This window comes from Ensifer sesbaniae (assembly GCF_013283665.1).
Classification (GTDB): Bacteria; Pseudomonadota; Alphaproteobacteria; order Rhizobiales; family Rhizobiaceae; genus Ensifer; species Ensifer sesbaniae.
On the sequence record NZ_JABEKU010000001.1, the window covers coordinates 3,164,910 to 3,191,037 of the forward strand.

General features: G+C 63.4%; 22 protein-coding genes. 16 read left to right on the plus strand and 6 right to left on the minus strand.

Annotated features, from left to right (window positions below; translation table 11 throughout):
* Positions 1–73 precede the first annotated feature (73 nt).
* Both BHMPCIPO_RS15435 and BHMPCIPO_RS15440 read right to left on the minus strand, forming a co-directional pair.
* Entirely contained in the window at positions 74–1,384 is a 1,311-nt protein-coding gene (locus BHMPCIPO_RS15435; protein ID WP_173517572.1) for an ABC transporter substrate-binding protein, read from the minus strand.
* A 198-nt stretch (positions 1,385–1,582) separates the two neighbouring features.
* Positions 1,583–2,536: a sugar-binding transcriptional regulator gene (locus tag BHMPCIPO_RS15440; protein WP_173517573.1), complete on the minus strand. Its 954-nt coding sequence runs from the start codon at positions 2,534–2,536 to the stop codon at positions 1,583–1,585.
* A gap of 205 nt (positions 2,537–2,741) precedes the next feature.
* Here BHMPCIPO_RS15440 and BHMPCIPO_RS15445 point away from each other — a divergent pair, with 205 nt between their 5' ends.
* Both BHMPCIPO_RS15445 and preA read left to right on the plus strand, forming a co-directional pair.
* Positions 2,742–4,103, plus strand: coding sequence for an NAD(P)-dependent oxidoreductase (locus BHMPCIPO_RS15445; RefSeq protein ID WP_173517574.1), 1,362 nt, complete (start codon positions 2,742–2,744; stop codon positions 4,101–4,103).
* Positions 4,104–4,122: 19 nt separating this feature from the next.
* Positions 4,123–5,436, plus strand: coding sequence for an NAD-dependent dihydropyrimidine dehydrogenase subunit PreA (gene preA / locus BHMPCIPO_RS15450; RefSeq protein ID WP_173517575.1), 1,314 nt, complete (start codon positions 4,123–4,125; stop codon positions 5,434–5,436).
* 65 nt (positions 5,437–5,501) lie between these two features.
* Here the strand turns inward: preA and BHMPCIPO_RS15455 are convergent, their stop codons facing one another.
* Positions 5,502–6,524 carry a zinc-dependent alcohol dehydrogenase family protein gene (locus BHMPCIPO_RS15455; protein WP_173517576.1) on the minus strand — a complete coding sequence of 341 codons (1,023 nt, stop codon included), beginning with the start codon at positions 6,522–6,524 and terminating at the stop codon, positions 5,502–5,504.
* A 106-nt stretch (positions 6,525–6,630) separates the two neighbouring features.
* On the opposite strand from BHMPCIPO_RS15455, the gene BHMPCIPO_RS15460 reads away from it, so the two are divergent.
* The 3 genes from BHMPCIPO_RS15460 to BHMPCIPO_RS15470 all read left to right on the plus strand — a co-directional run bounded on the left by BHMPCIPO_RS15460 (position 6,631) and on the right by BHMPCIPO_RS15470 (position 10,526).
* Positions 6,631–7,530: a LysR family transcriptional regulator gene (locus BHMPCIPO_RS15460; protein WP_173517577.1), complete on the plus strand. Its 900-nt coding sequence runs from the start codon at positions 6,631–6,633 to the stop codon at positions 7,528–7,530.
* Between the two features lie 352 nt (positions 7,531–7,882).
* Entirely contained in the window at positions 7,883–9,559 is a 1,677-nt protein-coding gene (locus tag BHMPCIPO_RS15465) for an adenylate/guanylate cyclase domain-containing protein (protein WP_173517578.1), read from the plus strand.
* A 37-nt stretch (positions 9,560–9,596) separates the two neighbouring features.
* On the plus strand, positions 9,597–10,526 hold the full coding sequence (locus tag BHMPCIPO_RS15470) for a DMT family transporter (RefSeq protein ID WP_246304327.1): 930 nt from the start codon (positions 9,597–9,599) through the stop codon (positions 10,524–10,526).
* A gap of 15 nt (positions 10,527–10,541) precedes the next feature.
* On the opposite strand, the gene rutR is transcribed toward BHMPCIPO_RS15470, so the two are convergent.
* The gene (gene rutR / locus BHMPCIPO_RS15475; RefSeq protein WP_173517579.1) at positions 10,542–11,195 is read right to left on the minus strand and encodes an HTH-type transcriptional regulator RutR; all 654 of its coding nucleotides are present in this window, start codon (positions 11,193–11,195) and stop codon (positions 10,542–10,544) included.
* A gap of 283 nt (positions 11,196–11,478) precedes the next feature.
* On the opposite strand from rutR, the gene BHMPCIPO_RS15480 reads away from it, so the two are divergent.
* A complete protein-coding gene (locus BHMPCIPO_RS15480) occupies positions 11,479–12,729 on the plus strand; it encodes a Zn-dependent hydrolase (RefSeq protein ID WP_173517580.1) in 1,251 nt (416 codons plus the stop codon).
* A gap of 81 nt (positions 12,730–12,810) precedes the next feature.
* Positions 12,811–14,265 (plus strand): dihydropyrimidinase, encoded by a 1,455-nt coding sequence (gene hydA, locus BHMPCIPO_RS15485; protein ID WP_173517581.1) that lies wholly within the window; start codon positions 12,811–12,813, stop codon positions 14,263–14,265.
* 93 nt (positions 14,266–14,358) lie between these two features.
* Here hydA and BHMPCIPO_RS15490 read toward each other — a convergent pair whose 3' ends face one another.
* Complete coding sequence (locus BHMPCIPO_RS15490; protein WP_173517582.1) at positions 14,359–14,772, minus strand: cupin domain-containing protein; 414 nt, start codon at positions 14,770–14,772, stop codon at positions 14,359–14,361.
* A gap of 121 nt (positions 14,773–14,893) precedes the next feature.
* On the opposite strand from BHMPCIPO_RS15490, the gene BHMPCIPO_RS15495 reads away from it, so the two are divergent.
* The 9 genes from BHMPCIPO_RS15495 to BHMPCIPO_RS15535 all read left to right on the plus strand — a co-directional run bounded on the left by BHMPCIPO_RS15495 (position 14,894) and on the right by BHMPCIPO_RS15535 (position 25,386).
* Complete coding sequence (locus BHMPCIPO_RS15495; protein WP_173517583.1) at positions 14,894–15,685, plus strand: ABC transporter ATP-binding protein; 792 nt, start codon at positions 14,894–14,896, stop codon at positions 15,683–15,685.
* Complete coding sequence (locus tag BHMPCIPO_RS15500) at positions 15,675–16,139, plus strand: GNAT family N-acetyltransferase (RefSeq protein WP_173517584.1); 465 nt, start codon at positions 15,675–15,677, stop codon at positions 16,137–16,139. The genes BHMPCIPO_RS15495 and BHMPCIPO_RS15500 overlap by 11 nt, the downstream gene beginning before the upstream one ends.
* Positions 16,136–16,471 carry a hypothetical protein gene (locus tag BHMPCIPO_RS15505; protein ID WP_173517585.1) on the plus strand — a complete coding sequence of 112 codons (336 nt, stop codon included), beginning with the start codon at positions 16,136–16,138 and terminating at the stop codon, positions 16,469–16,471. The genes BHMPCIPO_RS15500 and BHMPCIPO_RS15505 overlap by 4 nt, the downstream gene beginning before the upstream one ends.
* Positions 16,472–16,473: 2 nt before the next feature.
* The gene (locus BHMPCIPO_RS15510) at positions 16,474–17,358 is read left to right on the plus strand and encodes an ABC transporter permease (protein ID WP_173517586.1); all 885 of its coding nucleotides are present in this window, start codon (positions 16,474–16,476) and stop codon (positions 17,356–17,358) included.
* On the plus strand, positions 17,355–18,224 hold the full coding sequence (locus tag BHMPCIPO_RS15515) for an ABC transporter permease (protein ID WP_173517587.1): 870 nt from the start codon (positions 17,355–17,357) through the stop codon (positions 18,222–18,224). The genes BHMPCIPO_RS15510 and BHMPCIPO_RS15515 overlap by 4 nt, the downstream gene beginning before the upstream one ends.
* A gap of 99 nt (positions 18,225–18,323) precedes the next feature.
* The gene (locus BHMPCIPO_RS15520) at positions 18,324–19,316 is read left to right on the plus strand and encodes an ABC transporter substrate-binding protein (RefSeq protein WP_173517588.1); all 993 of its coding nucleotides are present in this window, start codon (positions 18,324–18,326) and stop codon (positions 19,314–19,316) included.
* A 605-nt stretch (positions 19,317–19,921) separates the two neighbouring features.
* Positions 19,922–21,109 carry an efflux RND transporter periplasmic adaptor subunit gene (locus BHMPCIPO_RS15525; protein ID WP_173517589.1) on the plus strand — a complete coding sequence of 396 codons (1,188 nt, stop codon included), beginning with the start codon at positions 19,922–19,924 and terminating at the stop codon, positions 21,107–21,109.
* Positions 21,110–21,123: 14 nt separating this feature from the next.
* Positions 21,124–24,441, plus strand: a complete 3,318-nt coding sequence (locus tag BHMPCIPO_RS15530; RefSeq protein WP_173517590.1) for an efflux RND transporter permease subunit — start codon at positions 21,124–21,126, stop codon at positions 24,439–24,441.
* Positions 24,442–24,705: 264 nt separating this feature from the next.
* Positions 24,706–25,386, plus strand: a complete 681-nt coding sequence (locus tag BHMPCIPO_RS15535; protein ID WP_173517591.1) for a Crp/Fnr family transcriptional regulator — start codon at positions 24,706–24,708, stop codon at positions 25,384–25,386.
* A 38-nt stretch (positions 25,387–25,424) separates the two neighbouring features.
* Here BHMPCIPO_RS15535 and ureG read toward each other — a convergent pair whose 3' ends face one another.
* A complete protein-coding gene (gene ureG / locus BHMPCIPO_RS15540; protein ID WP_173517592.1) occupies positions 25,425–26,036 on the minus strand; it encodes an urease accessory protein UreG in 612 nt (203 codons plus the stop codon).
* Between the last annotated feature and the right edge of the window lie 92 nt (positions 26,037–26,128).

The following is a 26,128-nucleotide window of genomic DNA, read 5'->3' on the forward strand; positions in this document are numbered from 1 at the left end:
CCAGGCACAGACCTGAAGGAGAATTACCGGGGCGCCGGCCATTTGCGGCCAGCACCCCGGGCCCTTGGGAGCCCTATTTGATGTAGCCGGCCTTCGTCATCTCACGCTCGGTGAGCTGCTGGGCACTGGCAAGCGCCTGGTCGACGCTCATCTGCCCGGCAAGCGCTGCCGAGAACTGCTGGCCGACCGCCGTGCCGAGACCCTGGAATTCCGGGATCGCCACGAACTGCACGCCGACATAGGGAACGGGCTTCACAGCCGGGTTCTTCGGGTCAGCCGCGTTGATCGAGTCGAGCGTCATCTTCGCGAACGGCGCCGCCTTCTGGTACTCGGGGTTTGCGTAGAGCGAGGTGCGCGTGCCCGGAGGAACGTTTGCCCAGCCTTCCTTTTCAGCGACCAGCTTCAGATAGTCCTTGCCGGTTGCCCAGGCGATGAACTTCTCGGCCGAAGCGGCCTTCTGCGAGCCTGCGGGGATTGCGAGGTTCCAGGCCCAGAGCCAGTTGCCGCGCTTGCCGAGCCCAGTGTCCGGAGCGAGCGCGAAGCCGACCTTGTCGGCAACCGTCGATTCCTTCGGGTTGGTGACGAAGGACGCGGCCACCGTCGCATCGATCCACATCCCGCACTTGCCGGTCTGGAACAGCGACAGGTTCTCGTTGAAGCCGTTGGAGGAAGCGCCGGGCGGGCCAGCGTCGTTCATCAGCTTGACGTAGAAGTCGAGCGCGTTCTTCCATTCCGGCTGGTCGAACTGCGGCTTCCAGTTCTCGTCGAACCAGCGAGCGCCGAAGGCGTTCGCGGTCGCCGTCAGGAAGGCCATGTTCTCGCCCCAGCCTGCCTTGCCGCGCAGGCAGATGCCGTAGACCTCGTTGCCTTTGTCGGTGATCTTGCGCGCGGCGTCCGCGATGAAGTCCCAGGTCGGCGCGTCGGGCATCGTCAGCCCCGCCTTCTCGAACAGGTCCTTGCGATACATCACCATCGAGCTTTCGCCGTAGAACGGCGCGGCATAGAGCTTGCCGTCGATGGTGAGACCGGAGCGGATCGCCGGCAGGAGATCGTCGACATCGTAGTCGGCGCCGAGATTTTCGAGCGGCAGCAGCCAGCCCTGTTTCGCCCAGATCGGCACTTCATAGGTGCCGATCGTCATGATGTCGTACTGGCCGCCCTTGGTGGCGATATCGGTCGTCACGCGTTGGCGCAGCACGTTTTCCTCGAGCGTTACCCACTCGAGTTGAATGTCCGGATTCTTGGACGTGAAATCCTCCGTCAGCTTCTGCATCCGGATCATGTCGCCGTTGTTCACGGTCGCGATCGTCAGGGTTTCTGCTTGGGCCAGACCCGACAGCGCAACTGCCGAGCACGTGCCCAGCAGGAAAGTTTTCAAGTTCATCGACTTCCTCCCAGAAGATTTGAGCATTTGCCTCGCTCGTGAGCAATTACTCACCTCTCGTGGCAAAATGTCAATGCGCAATCGTTGCTGCGTCGCACACAGAAACATTAGAGGGCTGTTTTGATTGCCGATTTTTTCTTTACGCAAAAGCGAAAGGCCGGCGCATCGGCCGGCCTTTTCAAACGTTTCGTATTGCGATCAGGCGTTGAGTAGATAGCTCGCCGTCGCCTCATCGGTGATGAGGCCGTTGATGATTCCGCCTTTCACGGCCGCTCTCAGCGCTTCGTATTTGCGCCGCCCCTTGGCGAGGCCGATGACCGATGCCTTGTCCCGTGATGGAAGCGGCACCGACGCGACGCGCTCGTTGAAGCTTCCCGAAAGCAATGCGCCGTCATGGTCGAACATCCAGCCGCAGATCTCGCCGGCAGCGCCAGCCTTGGTGAGCTCAGCCATTTCGTCCTGCGCCAGGAACCCGTCCTGGCAGAGCGGTGCATCCGGGCCGAGTTCGCCGACGCCGACGAAGGCGACATTGGCTTCTGCCCCGAGCCTCAGCGCCACCTGCACCAGGCTCTGGCTGTGCAGCACTTCCCTCTCCTCCGGCGAGGAGGCAAGAACCGGCAACGGCATCGGAAAATGCCGCGCCTTGACCGCATCGGCCATGCTGAAAATGACGTTGTAATAGGCGGCCGAACCGTCGAGGCCGATATTGCCGGTGAGCGAAACGATGCGGTGCTGCGGACATTCCATCGGCGGCAACTGATCGACCGCCGCCTTCAGCGTGCGGCCGGTGCCGATCGCCAGCACCTGCGGCTCCGGCGATTTCAGCCAACGCTCGATTTCGGCCGCCCCGGCCTCGGCAATGCCGACGGTTGTCGAGGTCGAACCGGGATCGCTTGGCACCACCTCCACCTGTTTCAGCCCGTATTTGTCCCGCAGGCCCGCGGCCGCTTCCAGGCAGGCGGCGATCGGGTGATCGAGCCTGACCTTGATCAAGCGCTCCGCCATTGCCAGCGAAACGAGCCGCTGCGCCGACTGGCGCGAAATCCCCATGATCGCGGCGATCTCGTCCTGGGTGCGGCCGGCAACATAGTACAGCCAGCCCGCGCGGGCAGCATCATCCAGCCTGTTGTTCGCCTCGCCCCTGCGCGCCATATCCTTGTTCTCCTTCCCCCTTGATTTGCTGCCACTATTTGCCCCACCCTGTCAAACAAAGCGTCGGAACAACCGGCCGGCGAGCCTCCTCAAACGCCCTGATCTCAAGGGTTTCGAGGTTGTTCGACTTCAAAATTTTACCGTTTGATAAAAAAATAAAGCGTGTTACCGTTCCATCATCCTGAGAAAACATTGGGAGCCAAAAATGGGAACGACACAATCTGGGATCCTCGGCGGCCGCCTGCCGCTCGGGGAGTACGAGAGCAATTTCTCCGACCTCCATCCGCCGCTCGACAAGCACGAGGCCCTCGTCGCTTCCGACCGCTGTTACTTCTGTCATGATGCACCGTGCATGACGGCCTGTCCCACCTCCATCGATATCCCGCTGTTCATTCGGCAGATATCGACGGGCAACCCGATCGGCTCCGCCAAGACGATCTTCGACCAGAACATCCTGGGCGGCATGTGCGCCCGCGTCTGTCCCACCGAAACGCTCTGCGAACAGGCATGCGTTCGCAACACCGCCGAGGAGCGCCCGGTCGAGATCGGCCGCCTGCAGCGCTATGCGACCGACGTGGCGATGAAGGAGAACAAGCAGTTCTACACCCGCGCCGCCTCCTCCGGCCGCAAGGTCGCCGTCATCGGCGCCGGCCCGGCAGGCCTTGCGGCCGCCCATCGGCTCGCCGTCAAGGGCCACGACGTCGTGATCTACGACGCCCGCCCGAAATCGGGTGGCCTCAATGAATACGGCATTGCCGCCTACAAGTCGGTCGACGACTTCGCCCAGAAGGAAGTCGACTACGTGCTGTCGATCGGCGGCATCGAGGTGCGCAATGGCCAGGCACTCGGCCGCGATTTCACCCTCGCCGAACTTCAGGAACAATATGACGCCGTCTTCCTCGGTCTCGGCCTTGCCGGCGTCAACGCGCTGCGCCTCGAAGGCGAAAATGCGGAGGGCGTCGAGGACGCCGTCGATTTCATCGCGGCCCTTCGCCAGTCGAAGACCAAGGCCGATATCCCGGTCGGCCGCCGCGTCGTCGTTCTCGGCGGCGGCATGACCGCGATCGACGCGGCGGTCCAGGCGAAACTGCTCGGCGCCGAAGAGGTGACGATCTGCTATCGTCGCGGCAAGGAGCACATGAACGCTTCCGAGTTCGAGCAGGATCTGGCCGCCTCCAAGGGCGTCACCATCCGCCACTGGCTGCAGCCGAAGCGCATTGCCGAGAAGGACGGCAAGGTCGCCGGCATCGAGCTGGAGTACACGACGCTCGAAGACGGAAAGCTGACGGCGACGGGCGAAACCGGTATCATTGCCGCCGACCAGATCTTCAAGGCGATCGGCCAGAGCTTCCTCGGAAGCGGCCTCGGCGCCCTGAAGCTCGAAGGCGGCCGTATCGTCACTGATGCCGAAGGGCGAACCTCGATCGACAACGTCTGGGCCGGCGGCGACTGCGTGCTGGGCGGCGAAGACCTGACGGTCTCGGCCGTTGCCATGGGCCGCGATGCCGCTGAATCGATCAACCGGGCCTTCGCCGCGGCCGCGCCGCGCGCGAGCGCAGTTGCCTAAGGATCGGGAGGAGAAACCAATGGCTGATCTTCGCAACAACTTCGTCGGCATCAAATCCCCGAACCCGTTCTGGCTGGCATCCGCCCCGCCCACGGACAAGGCCTATAACGTCGAGCGCGCCTTCAAGGCGGGCTGGGGCGGCGTCGTCTGGAAGACGCTCGGCGAGGAAGGACCGCCCGTCGTCAACGTCAACGGACCGCGCTACGGCGCGATCTGGGGCGCCGACCGCCGGCTGCTGGGCTTGAACAACATCGAGCTCATCACCGACCGCGACCTCTATGTGAACCTGCGCGAGATGAAGCAGGTGAAAATGAACTGGCCGGACCGGGCACTGATCGCCTCGATCATGGTGCCCTGTGAGGAAGAGGCATGGAAGGCGATCCTGCCGCTCGTCGAGGATACCGGCGCCGACGGCATCGAACTCAACTTCGGCTGTCCGCACGGCATGTCCGAGCGCGGCATGGGCTCGGCGGTCGGACAGGTGCCAGAGTACATCGAGATGGTCGTGCGCTGGTGCAAGCAGTACACCCGCATGCCCGTCATCACCAAGCTGACGCCGAACATCACTGACATCCGCAAGCCCGCACGTGCCGCCAAGGCGGGTGGAACCGACGCCGTGTCGCTGATCAACACGATCAACTCGATCGTCTCCGTCGATCTCGACAACTTCGCCCCGAACCCGACGGTTGGCGGCAAGGGAACCCACGGCGGCTATTGCGGCCCGGCGGTGAAGCCGATCGCGCTCAACATGGTCGCCGAGATCGCCCGCGATCCGGAAACCTACGGCCTGCCGATCTCGGGCATCGGCGGGGTCACCACCTGGCGCGACGCGGCCGAATTCCTGGTGCTTGGCGCCGGCAACGTCCAGGTCTGCACCGCCGCCATGACCTACGGCTTCAAGATCGTCCAGGAGATGATCTCCGGCCTCTCCGACTGGATGGATGCCAAGGGCCACCGCACGCTCGACGACATCACCGGTCGTGCGGTTCCGAATGTCACCGACTGGCAGTATCTGAACCTCAACTACGTCGCCAAGGCGAAGATCGACCAGGATGCCTGCATCAAGTGCGGTCGCTGCCACATCGCCTGCGAGGACACCTCGCACCAGGCAATCACCCAGTTCGTCAACGGCGTGCGCCACTTCGAGGTGATGGAGGACGAGTGCGTCGGCTGCAATCTCTGCGTCAACGTCTGTCCCGTCGAGAACTGCATCACCATGGAAGAGCTGCCGGCCGGCACGATCGACCAGCGCACCGGCAAGCCGGTTGATCCGAACTACGCCAACTGGACGACCCACCCGAACAACCCGATGGCCCGCCAGGCGGCCGAGTAAGGTCTCGGTCCAACCAATCGAGCGCCGCCGGACCTAAAAATCCGGCGGCGTATTCCGTTGCGAGGTCAGAACTCGACGACCACCTTTCCGAACGGCCCACGGTCGAGATGCGCCAGCGCCTCGCGCAACTCTGCGAACCGGTAGCGGGCATCGATGACCGGCTTGATGCCCGTCCGGTCGATGGCGCCGACCAGATCCTCCAACGCCCGGCGATGGCCGACGCCGATGCCCTGAATGACCGGCGACTTCAGCAGCACGAACGGTGCCGGCGCCGAGATCTCGCCGCCTTCGAGCACGCCGATCACCGAGATCCGCCCCTGCACGGCCACCGCCTGCAGCGACTTGCCGAGATTGGCGCCGCCGGCAAGCTCGAGGATGTGGTCGGCGCCGTGATCGGCGGTGATCCCAAGAACACGCTCTGCCCAGTCCTCTTTCACGCGATCAATGCCATGGTCGGCGCCGAGAGCGAGGGCGCGCTCGAGCTTCTCCTGACTGGCCGAGGTCACGATGACTTCGGCCCCATGGGCCTTGGCGATCTGCAGGCCGAACAGTGAAACACCGCCGGTCCCCTGCACCACGACGCGATCGCCGGCCTTCAGGTGACCCTTCTCGACCAGCGCGAACCAGGCGGTCACCCCGGCGCAGGGCAAGGTGCTCGCCTCGCCATCGTCGAGGCTCTCGGGTGCCTTCACGAACCAATCTTTCGGGAAGGCGACATATTCGGAAGCAACGCCCGGGTTGAGGCCGCCGAGCGCAAACGAGGTCGGATGGCGGGCAGTCCCCGGTTTCTGACCGTCGATCCAGGTGGGATCAAAGACGGAAATCACGCGATCGCCGGGCTGGAAGCGGGTCACCCCCCGGCCGACCGCCTCGACCACGCCGGTCATGTCGGATCCCGGCACGAAGGGGAAGACGAGCGGCATGCCCATGCCGTTTTCGAGCACCAGCTTGTCGCGGTAGTTGAGCGACAGGGCGGTCGTGCGAACCAGCACCTCGCCGGGACCTGCCTCAGGAACGCGCCGCTCGGTGACCCTCAGGTTCGAAGCGCCGAACGCGTCGATGGTCCACGCCTTCATCAGTCTTGCCATGGTCTTTCCTTTCATCGGTTTGATCTGATGAAGAAATCATAGCGTTGAATTTTCCTCTCCAGTTGCGATAAGATTTCGCCATATTGGTTCCACAGAGGATACAAAGATGAGCTACCTGAACGGGGTCTCGGTGTTCGTGGAAGCGGCCGACGCCGGCGGGTTTTCTGCCGCCGCCGAAAGGCTCAACCTGTCGCGTTCGGCGGTCGGAAAGACCGTTGCCAAGCTGGAACAGAGGCTGGGCGTTCGCCTGTTTCATCGCACCACCCGGACGCAGAGCCTCACCGACGAGGGCCAACTTTTCTATGAAAACTGCCTGAGGGCGCTCAGCGAGATCCGGGCCGGCGAGGCGCTGCTGGAATCCGGAAAACAGGAGATCCAGGGCCGTCTGCGCCTGTCGATGCCCGTGCATTTCGGCCGCCAATGCATCATGCCGCTGCTGTCGGAACTGCTGCGGCTGCATCCGCGCCTGGAATTCGACCTCAACTTCAGCGATCGCAACGTCGACCTTGTCGAGGACGGGTTCGATCTTGCCATCCGCACCGGTCCACTGCCTGGCGAACCGGAATTGATGATGCGCAAGCTTGCCGACCAGAGCATGACCGTGTGCGCCGCTCCGGCCTATCTTGAAGCAAACGGCACGCCCAAAACGATCGATGACCTGATGTCGCATCAGGCGATCCTCTATCGGCGCAGCGGGCAGCCGCTCGCCTGGTCCTTTCCGGTAAAGGCCGGTCAGGTGCGGACCATCACACCGCCGGCGCGGCTGCGGCTCGACGACCTGACGTCGATCGCCGATGCGGCGGCTGACGGCTTCGGCATCGCCTGGCTGCCGTGCTGGCTCGTCGGCAATCGCATCGCCTCCGGCTCGCTGGTGCGGATCCTCACCGACGCGCCGGCGCTGTCCTACGGCACCTATGCCGTCTGGCCGAAAACCCAGTACATGCCGCCGAAGCTGCGTCTGCTCATCGATACGCTTGCCGCGCGCTTGCCTGCCATGATGGAATGACGGCAACGAAACGAGTGCAACTCATTCCGGCATTGCCACCGCAAGTCCACCGCCAAAAGCCGTTCGGCATCCCGGAGCCAACGGCCACCTCGCCCGCCTCTACGATCACGAAGGCGGCCCGGTCGGGCTCCGGCAGCCGAATCCCGCTGAATAGCGTTCTCCGCCGATAACGAACAGGACACGAAAACGAAACAGATTGTGTAAAAATGGTAAGTTGTCGGCCCGCGCGATCTGGATAATAAGGGAGTTCTCATCCGGAGTGCGCGACGCGTTCGATCAGGGACCACTGCGCATGTTCCGACGGTTTTGACACTGCGGCCGGACGACACTCCGGCAGAGCCGGACCTGCTGTTTGACGATCATTTCGGCCAACCGACGCAAGCGAATCCACCTCGTCTCCGGGGCCATACTCGGTTCGTTCGTGGTGGCGCACTTCTTCAATCATTCGCTCGGCCTGATCTCCATCGAGGCGATGGAGACCGCGCGCAAGGGTTTCAACCTGATCTGGCACAGCGTGCCCGGCACGGTGCTGCTCTATGGCGCCCTGCTTCTGCATTTCGCCATGGCGCTCGAAAGCATCTATCGCCGCCAGACGCTGAGGATGCCCGCGCGCGAAGCGCTGAAGATCGTCTTCGGTCTCTGCCTGCCCTTCCTGCTGATAGGCCACGTCAGCGCCGCGCGCGTCGAACCACTGCTGACCGGTGTCGATGCCGATTATCCGAACATGCTGCGGTTGCTCTGGTCGAACTCGGTCAATGCCACCAGACAATCGGTCGCCCTGCTGCTCGTCTGGGGCCATGGCTGCCTCGGCGCCTGGTTCTGGATGCGCGGCCGGACCTGGTTCCCGCGCTATGAAATCCTGCTCTACACGGTCGCAATCCTCGTGCCGATCTTCGCGCTGCTCGGCTTCGTCAGCGGCGCCCGATCGATCGAGAGCGATTATGCCGAACATGGCGGCTACGGCGACAGGGCCTACACGAGGCCGGCAGTCGATCTCACGCTTCTCGAGGATATCCGCCTCGGTCTCTATCTCGGCTTCAGCGGGCTGATCGGCGGCACCTTCCTGTTGCGCGCCATGCCGAAGGGCGGCCGCATTCGCGTCCGCTATCCCGATGGCCGGGTCGCAACCGTCAATCTCGGTTTCAGCGTGCTCGAAGCGAGCCGCGCCGCAGGTATTCCACACGTCTCGGTCTGCGGCGGCCGGGGGCGTTGCTCGACCTGCCGCGTGCGCGTCATCCAGGGATTGGAAGACCAGCCTGCCCCTGAGGACGCCGAGCTTGCGACGCTGACCCGGATCGGCGCGCCCGACAATGTCCGTCTCGCCTGCCAGTTCCGCCCTGTGCACAACGTGACCGTCGTGCCGATCCTCGACAGCGACAGTCTCGGCATCAAGAAGCAGCTCGGGCGCGAGGGCGGCGAAGGTCGGGAGCGGCGGATTGCCGTGCTGTTCTGCGATCTGCGCGGCTTCACCAGCATTGCCGAACACAAGCTGCCCTTCGACACCGTGTTCCTGCTCAACCGCTACTTCGAGATGGTCGGCGAAGCGATCGAGGATTCCGGCGGGGTGGTCGACAAGTTCATCGGCGACGGCGCGCTTGCGATCTTCGGCCTCAAGAGTTCCTACACCGAGGCCTGCCGGCAGTCGCTCGCTGCCGCCGTGCGGATATCCAGGGGTATCGAGACGCTCAACCAGACCTTCCGCGGCGAACTCGACGAGCCGCTGCGCATCGCCATGGGGCTGCATGCCGGCCCCGCCATCATTGGCGAGATCGGCTACGGTCAGGCAACCTCGCTGACCGCCGTCGGCGATACGATCAACACCGCCAGCCGGCTCGAGGGCCTCGCCAAGGAGCACGACGCGCAACTCGCCGTTTCCGCCGAACTCGTCAACCGCGCGGGTCTCGTGATCGAAGGACACGAACGGCTGGACATCAGCCTGCGCGGCCGCCAGGCGACGCTCGAAACCTGGATCGTCGCGGACGCCGCTCGCATCTCCGCGGCCTTGCAACCAGCGCCATCGAACGCTTAGGTTGGGATCCTCGCCCTCACACCTCCCGGAAGCTCGAATGAAGCAGGACGTGTCCCCGAAAACGGCTCATCAGGTTCACGCGAAAGGCATCGAGAAGCTCCGGGCACATCTGGCGATGCTGACCTTCGCCATTCTGATTGCCGGTTCCTTTTCCTTCGGCGGCCTTGCGACCCAGCACATGGGCGCCGGCCCGCTGACGCTCTGGCGCTACCTGCTCACCGTCGTCGTGCTGGGGCTGATGACCTTCGGCTATGCGCGGGTGCCTTTCCATTTCCCGAAACAGTGGTGGCGCTTCCTCATCCTCGGCGGCCTGATCGCCGTCTACATGCTGACGATGTTCAAGGCGCTGGAATTCACCAATCCGGTTTCGACAGGCGCGGTCTTCACGCTGATGCCGTTGCTGAGCGCCGGCTTCGCCTATCTGCTCCTCGGCCAGCGCACGCGTCCGGGCGTGCTTGCCGGCCTCATCATTGCGGCACTCGGCGCCGTCTGGGTGATCTTCCGTGCCAATATCCAGGCGATCCTTGCCTTCGATATCGGCCGGGGCGAGTTGATCTTCTTCGTCGGCGTCGTCTGCCACGCGGTCTATGTGCCGCTGATCCGTAAGTTCGGCCGCGAGGAGAGCCCCTTCGCCTTCGGCTTGTGGGTTGCGGTGTTCACCGTGCCCTGGCTGCTGGTTCCTGGCGGCGTCGGCCTCGTCACCACGGACTTTGCAAGCCTGCCTGCGGTCGTCTGGATCGCCGTCCTCTATCTCGCGGTGGTCACCACCGCGATCACCTTCCTGCTGCTGCAATACGCCTCGATGCGGCTGCCGGCGTCCAAAGTGCTCGGTTATGGCTATCTGACGCCGAGCTTCATCATCCTGCTCGAAGGCCTGCTCGGCCACGGCTGGACCAGCCTGCCGGTTCTCGCCGGCGCACTCACCACCGCCTGCGGCCTGCTGTTGATGGCGCTGCTGCCCGATTGAAAATAAGAAAGCGGCTCAGGCCGCCGGCTGCTCGCTCACCTGCAGCCCGTCGACGAACAACCGTTCGAGAAAGCGAGCCGCATCTTCGAACCGTCCCTCGCCGGCATTGCCCTGGCCGAGCACGGCGCGCACCTGCACGTCGAAGTCGGCATAATGCTGGGTGGTCGACCAGATCGCGAAGATCAGGTGGTAGGGGTCGCATTTGGCGATCTTGCCGGCCTTGGCCCAGGCGCGGATCACCTCCGCCTTCTCGTCGACCAGCGCCTTCAACGGCCCCTTGAGTTCGTCCTCGATATGCGGCGCGCCCTGCAGCACCTCGTTGGCGAAGAGCCGGCTTTCACGCGGATAGTCGCGCGCCATTTCGAGCTTGCGCCGGATGTAGCTGCGGATTTCGGCGACCGGATTTCCCTCGGCATTGAACTCGCGCAAGGGGTCGAGCCAGGTATCGAGCACCCGGTCGATCAGGGCCCGGTGCATCGCTTCCTTGGTGCGGAAATAATAGAGCAGGTTCGGCTTCGACATGCCCGCGACTTCGGCGATCTGGTCGACCGTCGCGCCGCGGAAACCGTTGGCCGAGAAGACTTCGAGCGCGGCTTCCAGGATGCGCTCTTCCTTCTCCTCCTGGATTCGTGTCCGCCTCTGGGTCTTCGCCGCTCTCGGTAATACCATCTGTCCCCCTGGCGATGCCCGCGCGCACGTCGCGCAGGAACCGGTCTGCCCAATTTCTGGTCCCGCCATCTTCTTGGGCAACAACTTCGTTTTTTTGTTTTTCCGGCTTGAGTGCCGCAACGGAAGTTGTAATGTTTACCAACCGGTCAAATTATCAGCCAGTTCGCCGCCAAAGGCAACGGCTGATCGAAGGGCACCAGAAAAAACCAAGCCTGGATTTGACCCACGGGAACAGGAGGGCACGCCGATCGAGGCAAAGCCCTGAAAAGATGAGGAGAGCGCCGTGGCTGCACCTGGCGAAAACATGCGCGTCAATGCCGACCGCCTGTGGGATTCACTTATGGAAATGGCCAAGATCGGCCCTGGTGTCGCCGGCGGCAACAACCGTCAGACGCTGACCGACGCCGACGCCGAAGGGCGCCGGTTGTTCGAGTCCTGGTGCGAGAAGGCTGGCCTCTCCATGGGCGTCGACAGCATGGGCAACATGTTCTTCACCCGGCCCGGCACCGACCCGGAAGCGCTCCCCGTCTATGTCGGTTCGCATCTCGACACGCAGCCGACCGGCGGCAAGTTCGACGGCGTGCTCGGCGTGCTTTCCGGCCTCGAAGTCGTACGCTCGATGAACGACCTCGGCATCAAGACCAAGCACCCGGTCGTCGTCACCAATTGGACGAACGAGGAAGGCGCGCGCTTCGCGCCGGCGATGCTTGCCTCCGGCGTCTTTGCCGGCGTCCACACCCAGGAGTTCGCCTACGGCCGCAAGGATCCGGAGGGAAAAACCTTCGGCGAGGAATTGAAGCGCATCGGCTGGGTCGGCGATGAGGAGGTCGGCGCCCGCAGGATGCACGCCTATTTCGAATACCACATCGAACAGGGCCCGATTCTCGAGGCCGAGGGCAAGGATATCGGCGTCGTCACCCACTGTCAGGGCCTGTGGTGGCTGGAATTCACGCTGACCGGCCGCGAGGCCCATACCGGCTCCACCCCGATGAACATGCGCGTCAATGCCGGCCTTGCCATGGCCCGCATCATGGAAATGGTCCAGGGCGTCGCCATGGAGAACCAACCGGGCGCCGTCGGCGGTGTCGGCCAGGTGATCTTCTCTCCCAATTCCCGCAACGTGCTGCCGGGCAAGGTGGTCTTCACCGTCGATATCCGTTCGCCCGACAAGGCCAAGCTCGACCGCATGCGAGCCAAGATCGAGGCCGAAGCGCCAAAGATCACCGAACCGCTCGGTGTCGGCTGTTCCATCGAGGCGATCGGCCATTTCGAGCCGGTAACCTTCGATCCGAAGCTGGTGAGCGCCGTGCGCAACGCCGCCGAACATCTCGGCTATAGCCATATGGACATCATCTCGGGCGCCGGCCACGATGCCTGCTGGGCCGCCAAGGTGGCGCCGACGACGATGATCATGTGCCCCTGCGTCGGAGGCTTGAGCCACAACGAGGCGGAGGACATCTCCAGGGAGTGGGCCAGCGCCGGCGCTGACGTCCTCTTCCACGCCGTCGTCGAAACGGCCGAAATCGTCGAGTGAGTTTGCGGGCGGGACGAAAGTTCCGCCCTTTTCGTGGCGGCGCTGTAGGCGCCGGAAGCGCAATCGCGGGGATCAAGAACCATGAGCACTGTCATCAAGGGTGGAACCATCGTCACGGCCGACCTGACCTACAAGGCCGACGTCAAGGTCGAGGGCGGCAGGGTCGTCGAGATCGGGCCGAACCTCTCGGGTGACGAAACGCTGGATGCGAGCGGCTGCTATGTCATGCCCGGCGGCATCGACCCGCACACGCACCTCGAAATGCCCTTCATGGGCACCTACTCCTCCGACGATTTCGAAAGCGGCACGCGCGCGGCCCTCGCCGGCGGCACGACCATGGTGGTTGATTTCGCGCTCCCCTCGCCCAACCAGTCGCTGCTCGAAGCGCTTACCATGTGGGACAACAAGTCCACCCGCGCCAATTGCGACTATTCCTTCCACATGGCGATCACCTGGTGGAGCGAGCAGGTCTTCAACGAGATGGAGACCATCGTCAAGGACAAGGGCATTAACACCTTCAAGCACTTCATGGCCTACAAGGGCGCGCTGATGGTCGATGACGACGAGATGTTCTCGTCCTTCCAGCGCTGCGCAGCACTCGGCGCGCTGCCGCTCGTGCATGCCGAAAACGGCGACGTCGTTGCCCAGCTCCAGGCGAAGCTGCTGGCCGAAGGCAACAATGGGCCGGAAGCGCATGCCTATTCGCGGCCGGCCGAAGTCGAGGGCGAAGCGACCAACCGCGCGATCATGATCGCCGACATGGCGGGCTGCCCCGTCTACATCGTGCATACCTCCTGCGAGCAGGCGCATGAAGCGATCCGCCGTGCCCGCGCCAAGGGCATGCGCGTCTTCGGCGAGCCGCTGATCCAGCACCTGACGCTCGACGAAAGCGAATACTTCAACAAGGACTGGGACCATGCGGCCCGCCGCGTGATGTCGCCGCCCTTCCGCAACAAGCTGCACCAGGACAGTCTCTGGGCCGGCCTTGCCTCGGGCTCGCTGCAGGTGGTGGCGACCGACCATTGCGCCTTCACATCCGAGCAGAAGCGCTTCGGCGTCGGCGACTTTACCAAGATCCCGAACGGCACCGGCGGCCTCGAAGACCGCATGCCGATGCTCTGGACCCATGGCGTCAATACCGGCCGCATCACCATGAACGAGTTCGTGGCGGTCACCTCGACCAACATCGCCAAGATCCTCAACATCTACCCGAAGAAGGGCGCGATCCTCGTCGGCGCCGATGCCGACCTCGTTGTCTGGGATCCGAACCGCTCGAAGACGATCTCCGCCAAGAGCCAGCAATCGGCGATCGATTACAACGTCTTCGAGGGCAAGGAGGTGAAGGGCCTGCCACGCTACACGCTGACCCGCGGCGTCGTCGCGATCGAGGAAGGCACGATCAAGACCCGCGAAGGCCACGGCGAATTCGTCCGCCGCGATCCCTTCCCGGCGGTCAGCTCCGCCCTTTCCACCTGGAAGGAAGTCACCGCGCCCCGCGCCGTCCAGCGCACCGGCATTCCGGCCACCGGCGTCTGAGGCCTCATGTTTCGCGGCCTGCACTTCTTCGCGCCGCTCTGTCCCACCGGACATGTCCCGCCAGGCCGGTGGGGCGCTTCGGCGCGGGTTGCGTCAGGCGGGCACGAGCGCGTCCAGCTCGGGCAGCAGCACGAGGCTTTCCCGCTGGTTCGGGTCCGTGCGCGCAATGACCGCCGTGCAGGCTTCGCTCGATCGGTTCTCCGGCAGATGCGGCATGCCGGCGGGGATGTAGACCATGTCGCCGGCGCGCGCGACGACGGATTCCTCCAGCCGCTCGCCGAACCAGGTCCAGGCCTCGCCCGAAAGCACGTAGATCGCCGTCTCGTGGCTCTCATGCAGGTGCGCCTTGGCCCGCGCGCCGGGCGGGATCGTGACGATATGCATGCAGAGCCCGATCGCACCGACGGTCTCGGCCGCGATGCCCTCAAAATAGTTGAGCCCCTGCTGGCCGGCCGTGATGCCTTCAGGACGAACCACGCGACAGCCCGGATTGGATGATCGAGACATGAACGTTCTCCAGAATTCCCTGAAAAACCAGCAACAAACGGCTTCGCACCCAAATCCGCGATTGCATGTTGCCGGTCCGGATAGCAGTCTGACACAGACCAGCCAGAATGAGTATTTGCCGATGACGTCCAACACCGCATCCGTGGTTTCGGCCCGGGACCTCTGCCTGACTTTCGAAACCGCCGACGGGCCGGTCAATGCGCTGACCGGCGTCAACCTGGACGTTGCCAAGGGCGATTTCGTTTCCTTCATCGGCCCGTCCGGCTGCGGCAAGACGACGTTCCTCAGGGTCATCGCCGATCTCGAAAAGGCGACCTCCGGCAGGATCAGCGTCAACGGCATGACACCGGAAGAAGCACGCAAGCAACGCGCCTATGGCTACGTGTTCCAGGCGGCAGCGCTCTATCCCTGGCGCACGATCGAGAACAACATCGCCCTGCCGCTGGAGATCATGGGCTATTCCAAGGAAGAGAAGAAAGCGCGCATCGAGCGCACGCTCGAACTCGTCAATCTCTCGGGCTTCGGCAAGAAATATCCCTGGCAGCTCTCCGGCGGCATGCAGCAGCGCGCATCGATCGCCCGAGCGCTCGCCTTCGACGCCGATCTCCTGTTGATGGACGAGCCCTTCGGCGCGCTGGACGAGATCGTGCGCGACCACCTGAACGAACAGTTGCTGAAGCTCTGGGCCCGCACCAACAAGACGATCTGTTTCGTCACCCATTCGATCCCGGAAGCGGTCTATCTCTCCACCAAGATCGTGGTGATGAGCCCGCGCCCCGGTCGGGTGACCGACGTGATCGAGTCGCCGCTGCCGCGCGAACGGCCGCTCGGCATCCGCGAAACGCCGGAGTTTCTGGAAATCGCCCACCGCGTTCGCGAGGGCCTGCGCGCAGGACACAGCTATGACGAATAGCGTCGAGATCCGCCGGGCCGAGCGGGGCGACATGACCGCCTGCGCCGGCATCCTCAACCGCTGGATCGACGCAACGCCGTGGATGCCGCGCGTGCACGATCATGCCGACGTCGAGCGGTTCTACGCCGATACGGTCTTTGCCGAACGCACGGTGCTGCTGGCGGAAAATGACGGCACCATTGCCGGCTTCCTTTCGCTCGCCGCCGACAACCACGTCACCGCGCTCTATATCGATGCATCGCATCGGGGCTCAGGCATTGGCACCCGACTGATCGAGGCCGCGAAGGCACTGTCTCCTGACGAGCTCAGTCTCTGGACCTTCGAACATAATCGTGAAGCCCAGCGCTTCTACGAGCGCCAGGGTTTTCAGGCGGTCAGCCGCACCGATGGCGACAACGAAGAGCAACTGCCGGATATCCTCTATCGCTGGCGAGCCCGGGAGATGCAGGCATGAACCTCGCCTATGGCCTCTGGCTGCTGTTCGCAACGACGATCTTCCTCGGGGGCGCGACGGCCTCTCGCGCCTATGTCTCGAACGACCATCTCGGCATGCTCGGCCTTGCGCTCGGGCTCTACATGATCGGCAACATCATCATGGTGAAGCTGATGCGCGATGGCGGCCTTGGCCTTGCGATCTCGCTCTCGGCCGTGGTGCAACTCGTGCTCGTCAACATCATCGCTTTTGCCGTCTTCGGTGAAAGGCTGAGCCTCACACAGGCGGCCGGTGTCGCTCTCGGCATCGCCGCGATGGGCCTGATGATGATCCCGGCAAGCGGAAAGGCGTGACGATGCAGGAACCAAGCTTCCTCAGGGACAAACTGCTGCCGGTTGGCACCGTCATCGTGCTGCTGATCGCACTCTGGTACGTCGCCGCCGTGTTCCTGAACGCGCCCTTCGAGCGTGACACGGCTGCACGCGCCGGCACCGAGATCACCTTCTCCGAGATCGTGCGCAACACCATGGCGCAGGAACGCCCGGTGCTGCCGGCGCCGCACCAGGTGATCGCCGAGATCTGGAATACGACTGTCAACAAGGCGATCACCTCGAAACGCAGCCTCATCTACCACGCCTGGATCACGCTTTCGGCGACCCTGCTCGGCTTCGGCATCGGCGCGGCTCTCGGCATCCTGCTCGCCGTCGGGATCGTGCACAACCGCGCGATGGACCGTTCGCTGATGCCCTGGGTGATCGCCAGCCAGACGATCCCGATCCTCGCCATCGCGCCGATGATCATCGTCGTGCTCAATGCCGTCGGCATTTCCGGCCTGCTGCCGAAGGCGCTGATCTCCACCTACCTCTCCTTCTTCCCTGTGGTCGTCGGCATGGTGAAGGGGCTAAGGAGCCCGGAGACGATCCAGCTCGACCTGATGCACACCTACAACGCCTCCTCGGCGCAGACCTTCTGGAAGCTCCGCTGGCCGTCGTCGATGCCCTATCTCTTCACCTCGCTGAAGGTTGCCGTCGCCATCTCGCTGGTCGGCGCCATCGTTGGCGAACTGCCGACCGGCGCCGTCGCCGGCCTCGGCGCCCGCCTGCTCGCCGGCTCCTATTACGGACAGACGGTGCAGATCTGGGCGGCGCTGTTCATGGCGGCAGCACTCGCCGCAGTCCTCGTCATGATCGTCGGCTTCGCCCACACGGCCGTCCTTAAGCGCATGGGAGCCAAGCCATGAACCTTCCCATCCTTGCGGCCGCGATCATCTTCTGGCTCACCGCCTGGGCTTTCAACGAATGGCTGGTGCGCCAAACCTTCCAGAGCGAAGCCGCCAAGAGTGCTGCGCGCTTTGCCGTGCCGCTGATCTTCGGCGTCACCATCCTTGTCCTCTGGGAAGGCATCGTGCGCGGCTTCTCCGTGCCATCGGTGCTGCTGCCGGCGCCCTCGATGATCTGGCACAAGCTGATCAACTCGCTGCCGACGCTCGGTGCCGATTTCCGCCAGACCTTCCTGAAGGCCGTGCTGTCAGGCTACGCGCTCGGCTGCGGCCTCGGCTTCGCCGTCGCGATCCTCATCGACCGCTCGCCCTTCCTGCAGAAGGGCCTGCTGCCGCTCGGCAACTTCGTCTCCGCCCTCCCCGTCATCGGCGTGGCGCCGATCATGGTCATGTGGTTCGGCTTCGACTGGCAATCGAAGGTCGCGGTCGTCGTCATCATGACCTTCTTCCCGATGCTGGTGAACACCGTTGCCGGCCTTGCCGCCGCCAGCCACATGGAGCGCGACCTGATGCGCACCTATGCGGCGTCCTGGTGGCAGACGCTCGTCAAGCTGCGCCTGCCGGCCGCCTGGCCGTTCATCTTCAACGCGCTGAAGATCAATTCGACGCTGGCGCTGATCGGCGCCATCGTCGCCGAGTTCTTCGGGACCCCCATCGTCGGCATGGGGTTCCGGATTTCCACGGAAGTGGGACGCATGAATGTCGACATGGTCTGGGCCGAGATCGCCGTTGCGGCCGTCGCCGGCTCCGCCTTCTACGGGGTGGTCGCGCTCATCGAGCGTGCCGTCACCTTCTGGCATCCTTCCATCCGCGGAGGGCGCGCCTGACGCATACTGCCTGAGCAGTTCCAGGAAAAGTGTGAAACGGTTTTCCGTCCGGAATTGCGCAGTTGAAAGAAAATGAAGCAAAAACAAGAGGGAACTGACATGAACAAAAGACTTGCATCGCTTCTCGCCGCAGGCGTCTTTTCGCTTGCAGCGTTCCAGGCCGAAGCCGCTGACAAGGTGACGCTGCAGCTGAAGTGGGTGACCCAGGCGCAGTTCGCCGGCTACTACGTCGCCAAGGACAAGGGCTTCTACGAAGAGGAGGGCCTTGACGTCGAGATCAAGCCCGGCGGTCCTGATATCGCACCCGCACAGGTGATCGCCGGCGGCGGCGCCGATGTGATCGTCGACTGGATGCCCTCAGCCCTTGCCACCCGCGAAAAGGGCGTGCCGCTCGTCAACATCGCCCAGCCCTTCAAGAAATCGGGCATGATGCTCACCTGCCTCAAGGAAACCGGCGTCACCAGCCCTGACAAGTTCAAGGGCCAGACACTCGGCGTCTGGTTCTTCGGCAACGAATACCCGTTCCTCTCCTGGATGTCGCAGCTGAAGATCCCGACCGATGGCGGCCCGAACGGCGTCACCGTCCTGAAGCAGGGCTTCAACGTCGATCCGTTGATCCAGAAGCAGGCCGCCTGCATCTCGACCATGACCTATAACGAATATTGGCAGGTCATCGATGCCGGCATCAAGCCGGAGGACCTGGTCACCTTCAAATATGAAGACCAGGGCGTGGCAACGCTCGAAGACGGCCTCTATGTGCTCGAAGACAAGCTCAAGGACGCCGCCTTCAAGGAGAAGATGGTCAAGTTCGTGCGCGCCTCGATGAAGGGCTGGAAGTACGCCGAGGAGAACCCGGACGAAGCTGCGGATATCGTTCTCGAAAACGACTCCACCGGCGCGCAGACGGAAAAGCACCAGAAGCGCATGATGGGCGAAGTGGCGAAACTGACATCGGGCTCCAGCGGCGCGCTCGACGAGGCCGACTACAAGCGCACGGTGCAGTCGCTGCTTGCCGGCGGTTCCGATCCCGTGATCTCCAAGGAGCCGGAAGGCGCCTGGACGCATGAGATCACCGATGCCGCACTGAAATAGGCGATCGCCAAAAGGTCAGAAGAGGGTCGCACGATCGTGCGGCCCTCTTCCGTTTCTGCAGCGCCGCGCGTCTTCCCAGACGCACGAAGGTCGCTGCTGCATGTTCTTATCCTCAGATCGGTCAGGATTTAAGGAAACATGCAGCGGGCGGCCGTTCGCATCCGCCATGTTGCCGCCAGATACCGGGCGTGGGGGTGGTAACCCGGCTGACAACGGCGCTACCCTTGCTTGCTATTGTCAAGATCGTGTCAAGATCGCAACCATAACCGCAGAACAGCTTGAATATTGAGGCACCATCGCTTCGTGCGCTCTTGTAAGCGTCAAGAGCCGAGATTACATAGGCCCCGATGTTTGTTGGAGGCAGGCATGGCGGAGGACGTACTTTTCCCGATGCATTGCCTGCGGTAACCGGTCCCAGTTCCGCCGGCGTCTACGGTCTGATACCGTACACGCGGAGCGCGAAATGAGGAAAAGCGCAGTCTCCTGTCCCCGCGCGATCAGCCGGGGCGCGATGTCCGCGTGATAAAATCGCCTGATTGCCCGTGGATCCTGCCTCGAGCTGTGATCCGCTCAAAGTTGTTTTCATTGCCGGGACTATGAAGCCGATGGCTCAAAAAGTACTGCCTATTCTCAGCCTGTGCGCTGCGATGACCTTTGGTTCGCTTTCCGTTGCCGGAGCGGAGGACGCGATAGAAGCGAAGCCGACACAAAGCCTCCCGTCCATCGTCGTCACCTCGGCGGTCGACCAGTCGATCAGCGACCGCGTCGTTGCGACCGGCACCATCCAGGCCGTCGAGCAGGTCTATGTCGCCCCGATGGTCGACGGCCTCTCCATCCGCACACTCAATGTCGATGTCGGCGACGAGGTGGAAGCCGGCAGCGTGCTCGTGGTCCTGAACGACGACGCGCTTCGCCTGCAGAAGAGCGAACTCGAAGCGTCGCTTGCCAAGGCGGAAGCCGGGCTTGCTCAGTTGAACGCACAACTCAGCGAAACCAGGGCGAACGCCGATGAGGCCAAGCGGGTCAGCGACCGCGCCGCCGAACTCTCCAAGAACGGCACCGTTTCGACGGCCGAGGCGGACCGGGTGCGGGCGCTCGCGATCGCGACCCACGCACGCGTCCTCTCCGCCGAGCAGGCCGTCGCCGTTGCCAATGCCGACATCAAGGTGGCCGAAGCCCAGATCGACGACATCGACCTTCGCCTCGCCCGTACCGAGGTCAAGGCGCCTGTCGCCGGCGTGATCTCCGCCAAGAACGCCAAGGTCGGCGCGATCGCCACCGGCAATAGCGAGCCACTCTTCGCCATGATCCGCGATGGCGCGATCGAGATGAAGGCCGACGTCGCCGAAGCCGATATCATCAAGCTCGCTGTCGGCCAGCCGGCAACCGTGACGCTCGCCGGCGGCAACACCAAGGTCGAGGGCACGATCCGCCTGATCGCGCCGACCGTCGATCCCGTCAGCCGCCTTGGAACCGTCTTCATCAGCCTGACGGCCACCGAGAAGGCACGCGCCGGCATGTATGCGAGCGCTCTGATCACCGCCGAACAGAAGCAGGCAGTGGTCCTGCCGCAAACGGCCGTTACCAATGAGAACGGCCGCACGATCGTCCGCAAGGTCGAAAACGGCGTCATCCGCATCCTGCCGGTCAAGACAGGGATTTCCGACGGCAAGTTCATCGAAGTCCTCGAAGGCCTGAAGGCCGGCGAAGAAGTGGTGGCGAGGGCCGGAGCCTATGTCCGCGACGGCGACCACATCAACCCCGTCAAGTCCGCTGCATCAGCGACCAACTGACAGGAACCGTGACCATGAACTTCTCAGCCTGGTCCATACGCAATCCGATCGCGCCGATCCTTGCCTTCGTCGTTCTGATGGTGCTCGGCTATCAGTCCTTCGAATCGCTGCCGATCACCCGCTTCCCCAATATCGACGTGCCGATCGTCTCGATCAACGTGACGCAGAGCGGCGCATCACCGGCCGAGCTCGAAACGCAGGTCACCAAGGAAATCGAGGACGCGGTCGCGAGCGTCACCGGCGTCGACCACATCGAGTCGACGATCAACGACGGCACATCGACGACCGCGGTCATCTTCCGCATGGAAGTGCCGACGACCCAGGCGGTGCAGGACGTCAAGGACGCAATCGACCGCATCCGCAGCGATCTCCCCACCTCGATCGAGGAACCGATTGTCTCCAAGGTCGACGTCGAAGGCCAGGCGATCCAGACCTTCTCCGTCTCCGCGCCCGGCATGTCGCTGGAAGAGCTCTCCTGGTTCGTCGATGACGTCATCAAGCGCGAGATCCAGGGCAAGAAGGGCATCGGCCGTGTCGACCGCTATGGCGGCGCCGACCGCGAGGTTCGGATCGAACTCAACGACGACAAGCTGAATTCGCTCGGCATCACCGCCGCCGACGTCAACGGCCAGCTTCGCCGCATGAACATGGACCTCGGCTCCGGCCGCGGCCAGGTCGGCGGCAGCGAGCAGGCGATCCGCACCCTCGGCGACACCCGCAACGTCAACCAGCTCGCCAATACGATGATCTCGGTGCCGAGCGGTCGCTTCGTGCGCCTCTCCGATCTCGGCACGGTCACCGACACCTATGAGGAGCCGCGCTCCTTCTCGCGCTTCAACGGCAATCCCGGCGTGACCTTCGCGGTCTTCCGCGCCAAGGGCGCCAGCGAGGTCAGCGTCGCCGAGACGGTCGCCAAGTCGCTCGACAAGATCCGTGCGGCGAACCCCGACGTCACCATCGAGATGGTCGACGATTCCGTCTACTTTACCTACGGCAACTACGAAGCGGCACTGCACACGCTGATGGAAGGCGCGCTGCTCGCCGTCATCGTCGTCATGCTCTTTCTGCGCAACTGGCGCGCCACGCTGATCTCGGCCGTTGCGCTGCCGCTGTCGGCGATCCCGACCTTCTGGGTCATGGACCTGCTCGGCTTCTCGCTGAACCTCGTCAGCTTCCTGGCGATGACGCTTGCGACCGGTATCCTCGTCGATGACGCGATCGTCGAGATCGAGAACATCGAGCGGCACATCCATATGGGCAAGTCGCCCTATCGGGCCGCGATCGAGGCGGCGGATGAGATCGGCCTGGCGGTTATCGCGACGACCTTCACGATCATTGCGGTCTTCGTGCCCGTGTCCTTCATGCCGGGCATTCCTGGCCAGTATTTCATCCAGTTCGGCCTGACGGTTGCCGTCGCAGTGTTCTTCTCGCTGCTCGTCGCCCGCCTGATCACGCCCGTGATGGCCGCCTATCTGATGCGTGCTTCGGACGCGGGCCCCGACCACCACAACAAAGACGGCTTCATGATGCGCAACTACACGCGCCTCGTGCAGGTCACGACCAAACATTGGTACACGCGTTACCTGACGCTGCTTGCCGCAATCGCCTTCTCGGTCGGCTCCGTCTTTGCACTGATCCTCTATGTGCCCGGCAGCTTCCTGCCGCCGGAAGACGCTTCGCGCGTCAGCCTGTCGATCGAGCTGCCGCCGGATGCCATGCTCGAGGACACCGACCGGACCACGACGGAGATCTACAACCGGATCAAGGGTATCGATGGGGTCGACAACATTTTCGTCCTCGGCGGCGCCTCGCCGAAAGGCGATCTGGAACTGCGCCGCGCCACCGTCACTGTGCTTCTGAAAAAGCTCGACCATTCGCTCTTGAACAAGGTCGTCAACGACGTCATCGGCCGCGCGCCGCTGATCGGCCCTTACCTGCCGAAGATGACCCCCGCCGGCCGCATCGTCCCGCAGTCGGAGATCGAAAAGGAAATCTTCGCCCGCGTCCGCGACATACCGGACGTGAGGGTCATCAAGCTCAACGACCGCGGCCAGCGCGACCTTGCGTTTAACCTGCTCTCCAACAACGAGGCCGATCTCGACCAGGGCGTCGCGATCCTGGAAGCGAAGCTGCGCAGCGATCCGCTGCTCGCCAATGTCAGCCCGGATGGGGCGCTCCCCCGTCCGGAACTGCAGATCCGCCCGCGTGACGAACAGATGTCGCGCCTCGGCATCACCACGGCGCAGATCTCGGAGGTCATCCGCGTCGCCACCATCGGCGATATCGACGCGGCGCTCACCAAGATCGCGCTCGACGGACGGCTGATCCCGATCCGCGTGCAGATCAACCGCGATTTCCGCACTGATATCGCGGCGATCCGCAACCTCAAGATCACGACGGCAGCGGGTGCCACCGTGCCGCTGTCGAGCGTTGCCGACATCAACTATTCGGAAGGCCCGAGCTCGATTAAGCGCTACGACCGTAACCGCGTCGTCTCGCTCGGCGCGGACCTGCCGATCGGCGTCGCGCTCAACACCGCCTCGGACCGCTTCAAGCAGATCGCCGGTCAGGCCGAGCTGCCCAAATCCGTGCAGTTCCTCGAAAGCGGCGACGCCGAGGTTCAGGCGGAGATGCAGCAGAGCTTCGGCAATGCCATGCTGCTTGGCCTGATGCTGGTGCTGGTGGTGCTGATCCTGCTCTTCAAGGACGTGATCCAGCCGTTCACCATTCTGTTCTCGCTGCCGCTTGCCATCGGCGGCGTCGCCGCCGCTCTGATCCTGACGCAGAACGCGCTGTCGATGCCGGTGCTGATCGGTATCCTGATGCTGATGGGCATCGTCACCAAGAACGCGATCCTGCTCGTCGACTTCGGCATCGAGATGATGCACCACGGCATGGACCGTCAGCTCGCGATGATCGAGGCCGGGCGCAAGCGCGCCCGCCCGATCATCATGACCTCGATCGCCATGTCGGCGGGCATGCTCCCCTCCGCGCTCGGCGTCGGCGAAGGCGGCTCGTTCCGCGCCCCGATGGCAATTGCCGTGATCGGCGGCATCATCGTCTCGACGGTGCTGAGCCTTGTGATCGTCCCGTCGTTCTTCCTGATCATGGACGACCTCTCGCGGCTGCTCGCCCGCATCTTCGGCCGTTTCGTCGGCCAGAAGGACGAGGAGAACCTGCCGCTCGATCGCGGGACCCTGACGGGCCTGGTCCAGGAGCAGAGCAAGACGATCGAAGGCCTGGAAGATCGGCTGAAGACGCTGGAGTCGGACCAGACCAAGGGACGATCCGGCAGCAAGGTCATCAACCATCCGGCGCTCGCCGCCGAATAGGCTACTGCATGTCTCCTTAAATCGACCTCGATTTAAGGACAAAGACATGCAGCAAATCAAAGTGCTACAGCGACCTCTACGCGTCTCATAAGACGCGCAGCGCTGTAGTGGCCGAACCGGCGCTTCGCCCGCAACTGTCACAATCCAAGTACGAGCCCGCGCCCTGCAAGCGCGGGCTTTTTGTCGATTTTATTTGATCGAGGTCAAACCGCCTTCCGCCAAGCTTTATTACCTTGCATCTGGATCTTGCTCAGGACGGGTGTAATGAAGACGTTGCGATTGAACTCGAACGATAGGGCTGTGCTGCTCGGTTCTTGCTTCTTCGAGAAGCTGCCCTTGGCGGCAACGAACGCAATTCTGGACGATGTGGTCGTTTCCACCCACGAAGAGCACGACATCCTCTTTGGCCATGGCGAGCCGCTCGATCACGTTTTCTTCGTTCTTTCCGGCCTGGTCCGTCTCTACCGGCTGGGCAAGGACGGACGCGAGGCGGATATCGCCGTGTTTCCGAAAGGTGAGCTTTTCGGCGAAAGCGCCATGTTCCTCGGAAACCGCGCCACCGCCAACGCCCAGACGATCGAGACGACGATGCTTGCAAGGATCGACAGCCGCAAGCTGCGCAAGCTCGCCGAGCAGACACCTGAAATCGCCGACGCGCTGATGCAGCTTCTCTGCCGGCACGCGCAAATGGCCGAGGATTGCCTGGCCGAAGACCGGCTGCTGACGGCGCCACAGCGGGTAGCAAGCTATATTCTCGGCAACTGCCCGGACGGCATCACGAACTTTTCCTTCCGCCTGCCCTTCCAGAAGAATGTGCTGGCCGGCAAGCTGGGCCTGGCGCCGGAAGCGCTGTCGCGCGCCTTCTCCGCACTCCGCCGCTCGGGCGTCACGGTCAAGGGCCGCGTCATCGAAATCCACGACCGGCAGGCGCTCGAACGATTCTGACGCGCCGACGAGGTTCGGCTGTCACCAGCCTGGGAGCGTCACAGCCCGCCGTGCAGCGCCAGGAAATCAACGATCCGGTTGACGCCGTCGCCGCGTTTCATGTCGGTGAAGACGAAGGGCTTTTCCGCACGCATCCGCGTCGCATCCCGCTGCATCAGGTCGAGATCGGCCCCGACATAGGGAGCGAGATCCTTCTTGTTGATGACAAGCAGATCCGATTTGGTGATGCCCGGGCCGCCCTTTCGCGGGATCTCCTCGCCCTGGCAGACGGAGATGACATAGATCGTCAGATCGGCAAGATCAGGCGAAAAGGTCGCCGCGAGATTGTCGCCGCCGGATTCGATGAAGACGATGTCGAGATCGGGTATGCGCCGGTTGAGGTCAGCGATTGCCTGCAGATTGATCGTGGCGTCCTCGCGGATCGCCGTATGCGGGCAGCCCCCGGTTTCCACGCCGACGATGCGCTCGGACGGCAGCGCCTGCATGCGCACCAGAGCCTCTGCATCTTCCTTGGTATAGATGTCGTTGGTGACGACGGCGACGGAGTACTTCTCCCGCATCGCCTTGCAGAGCTTGTCGGTCAGCGCCGTCTTGCCCGAGCCCACCGGCCCGCCGATGCCGACGCGAAGGGGACCGTTCTTCGATGTCATCTGGATGTCCTTTCGAGGCGATCTCTTCCTAAGAGCAATTCCAGGAAAAGTGTGAAACGGTTTCCCGTCCGGAATTGCGTAATTTCAAAAGG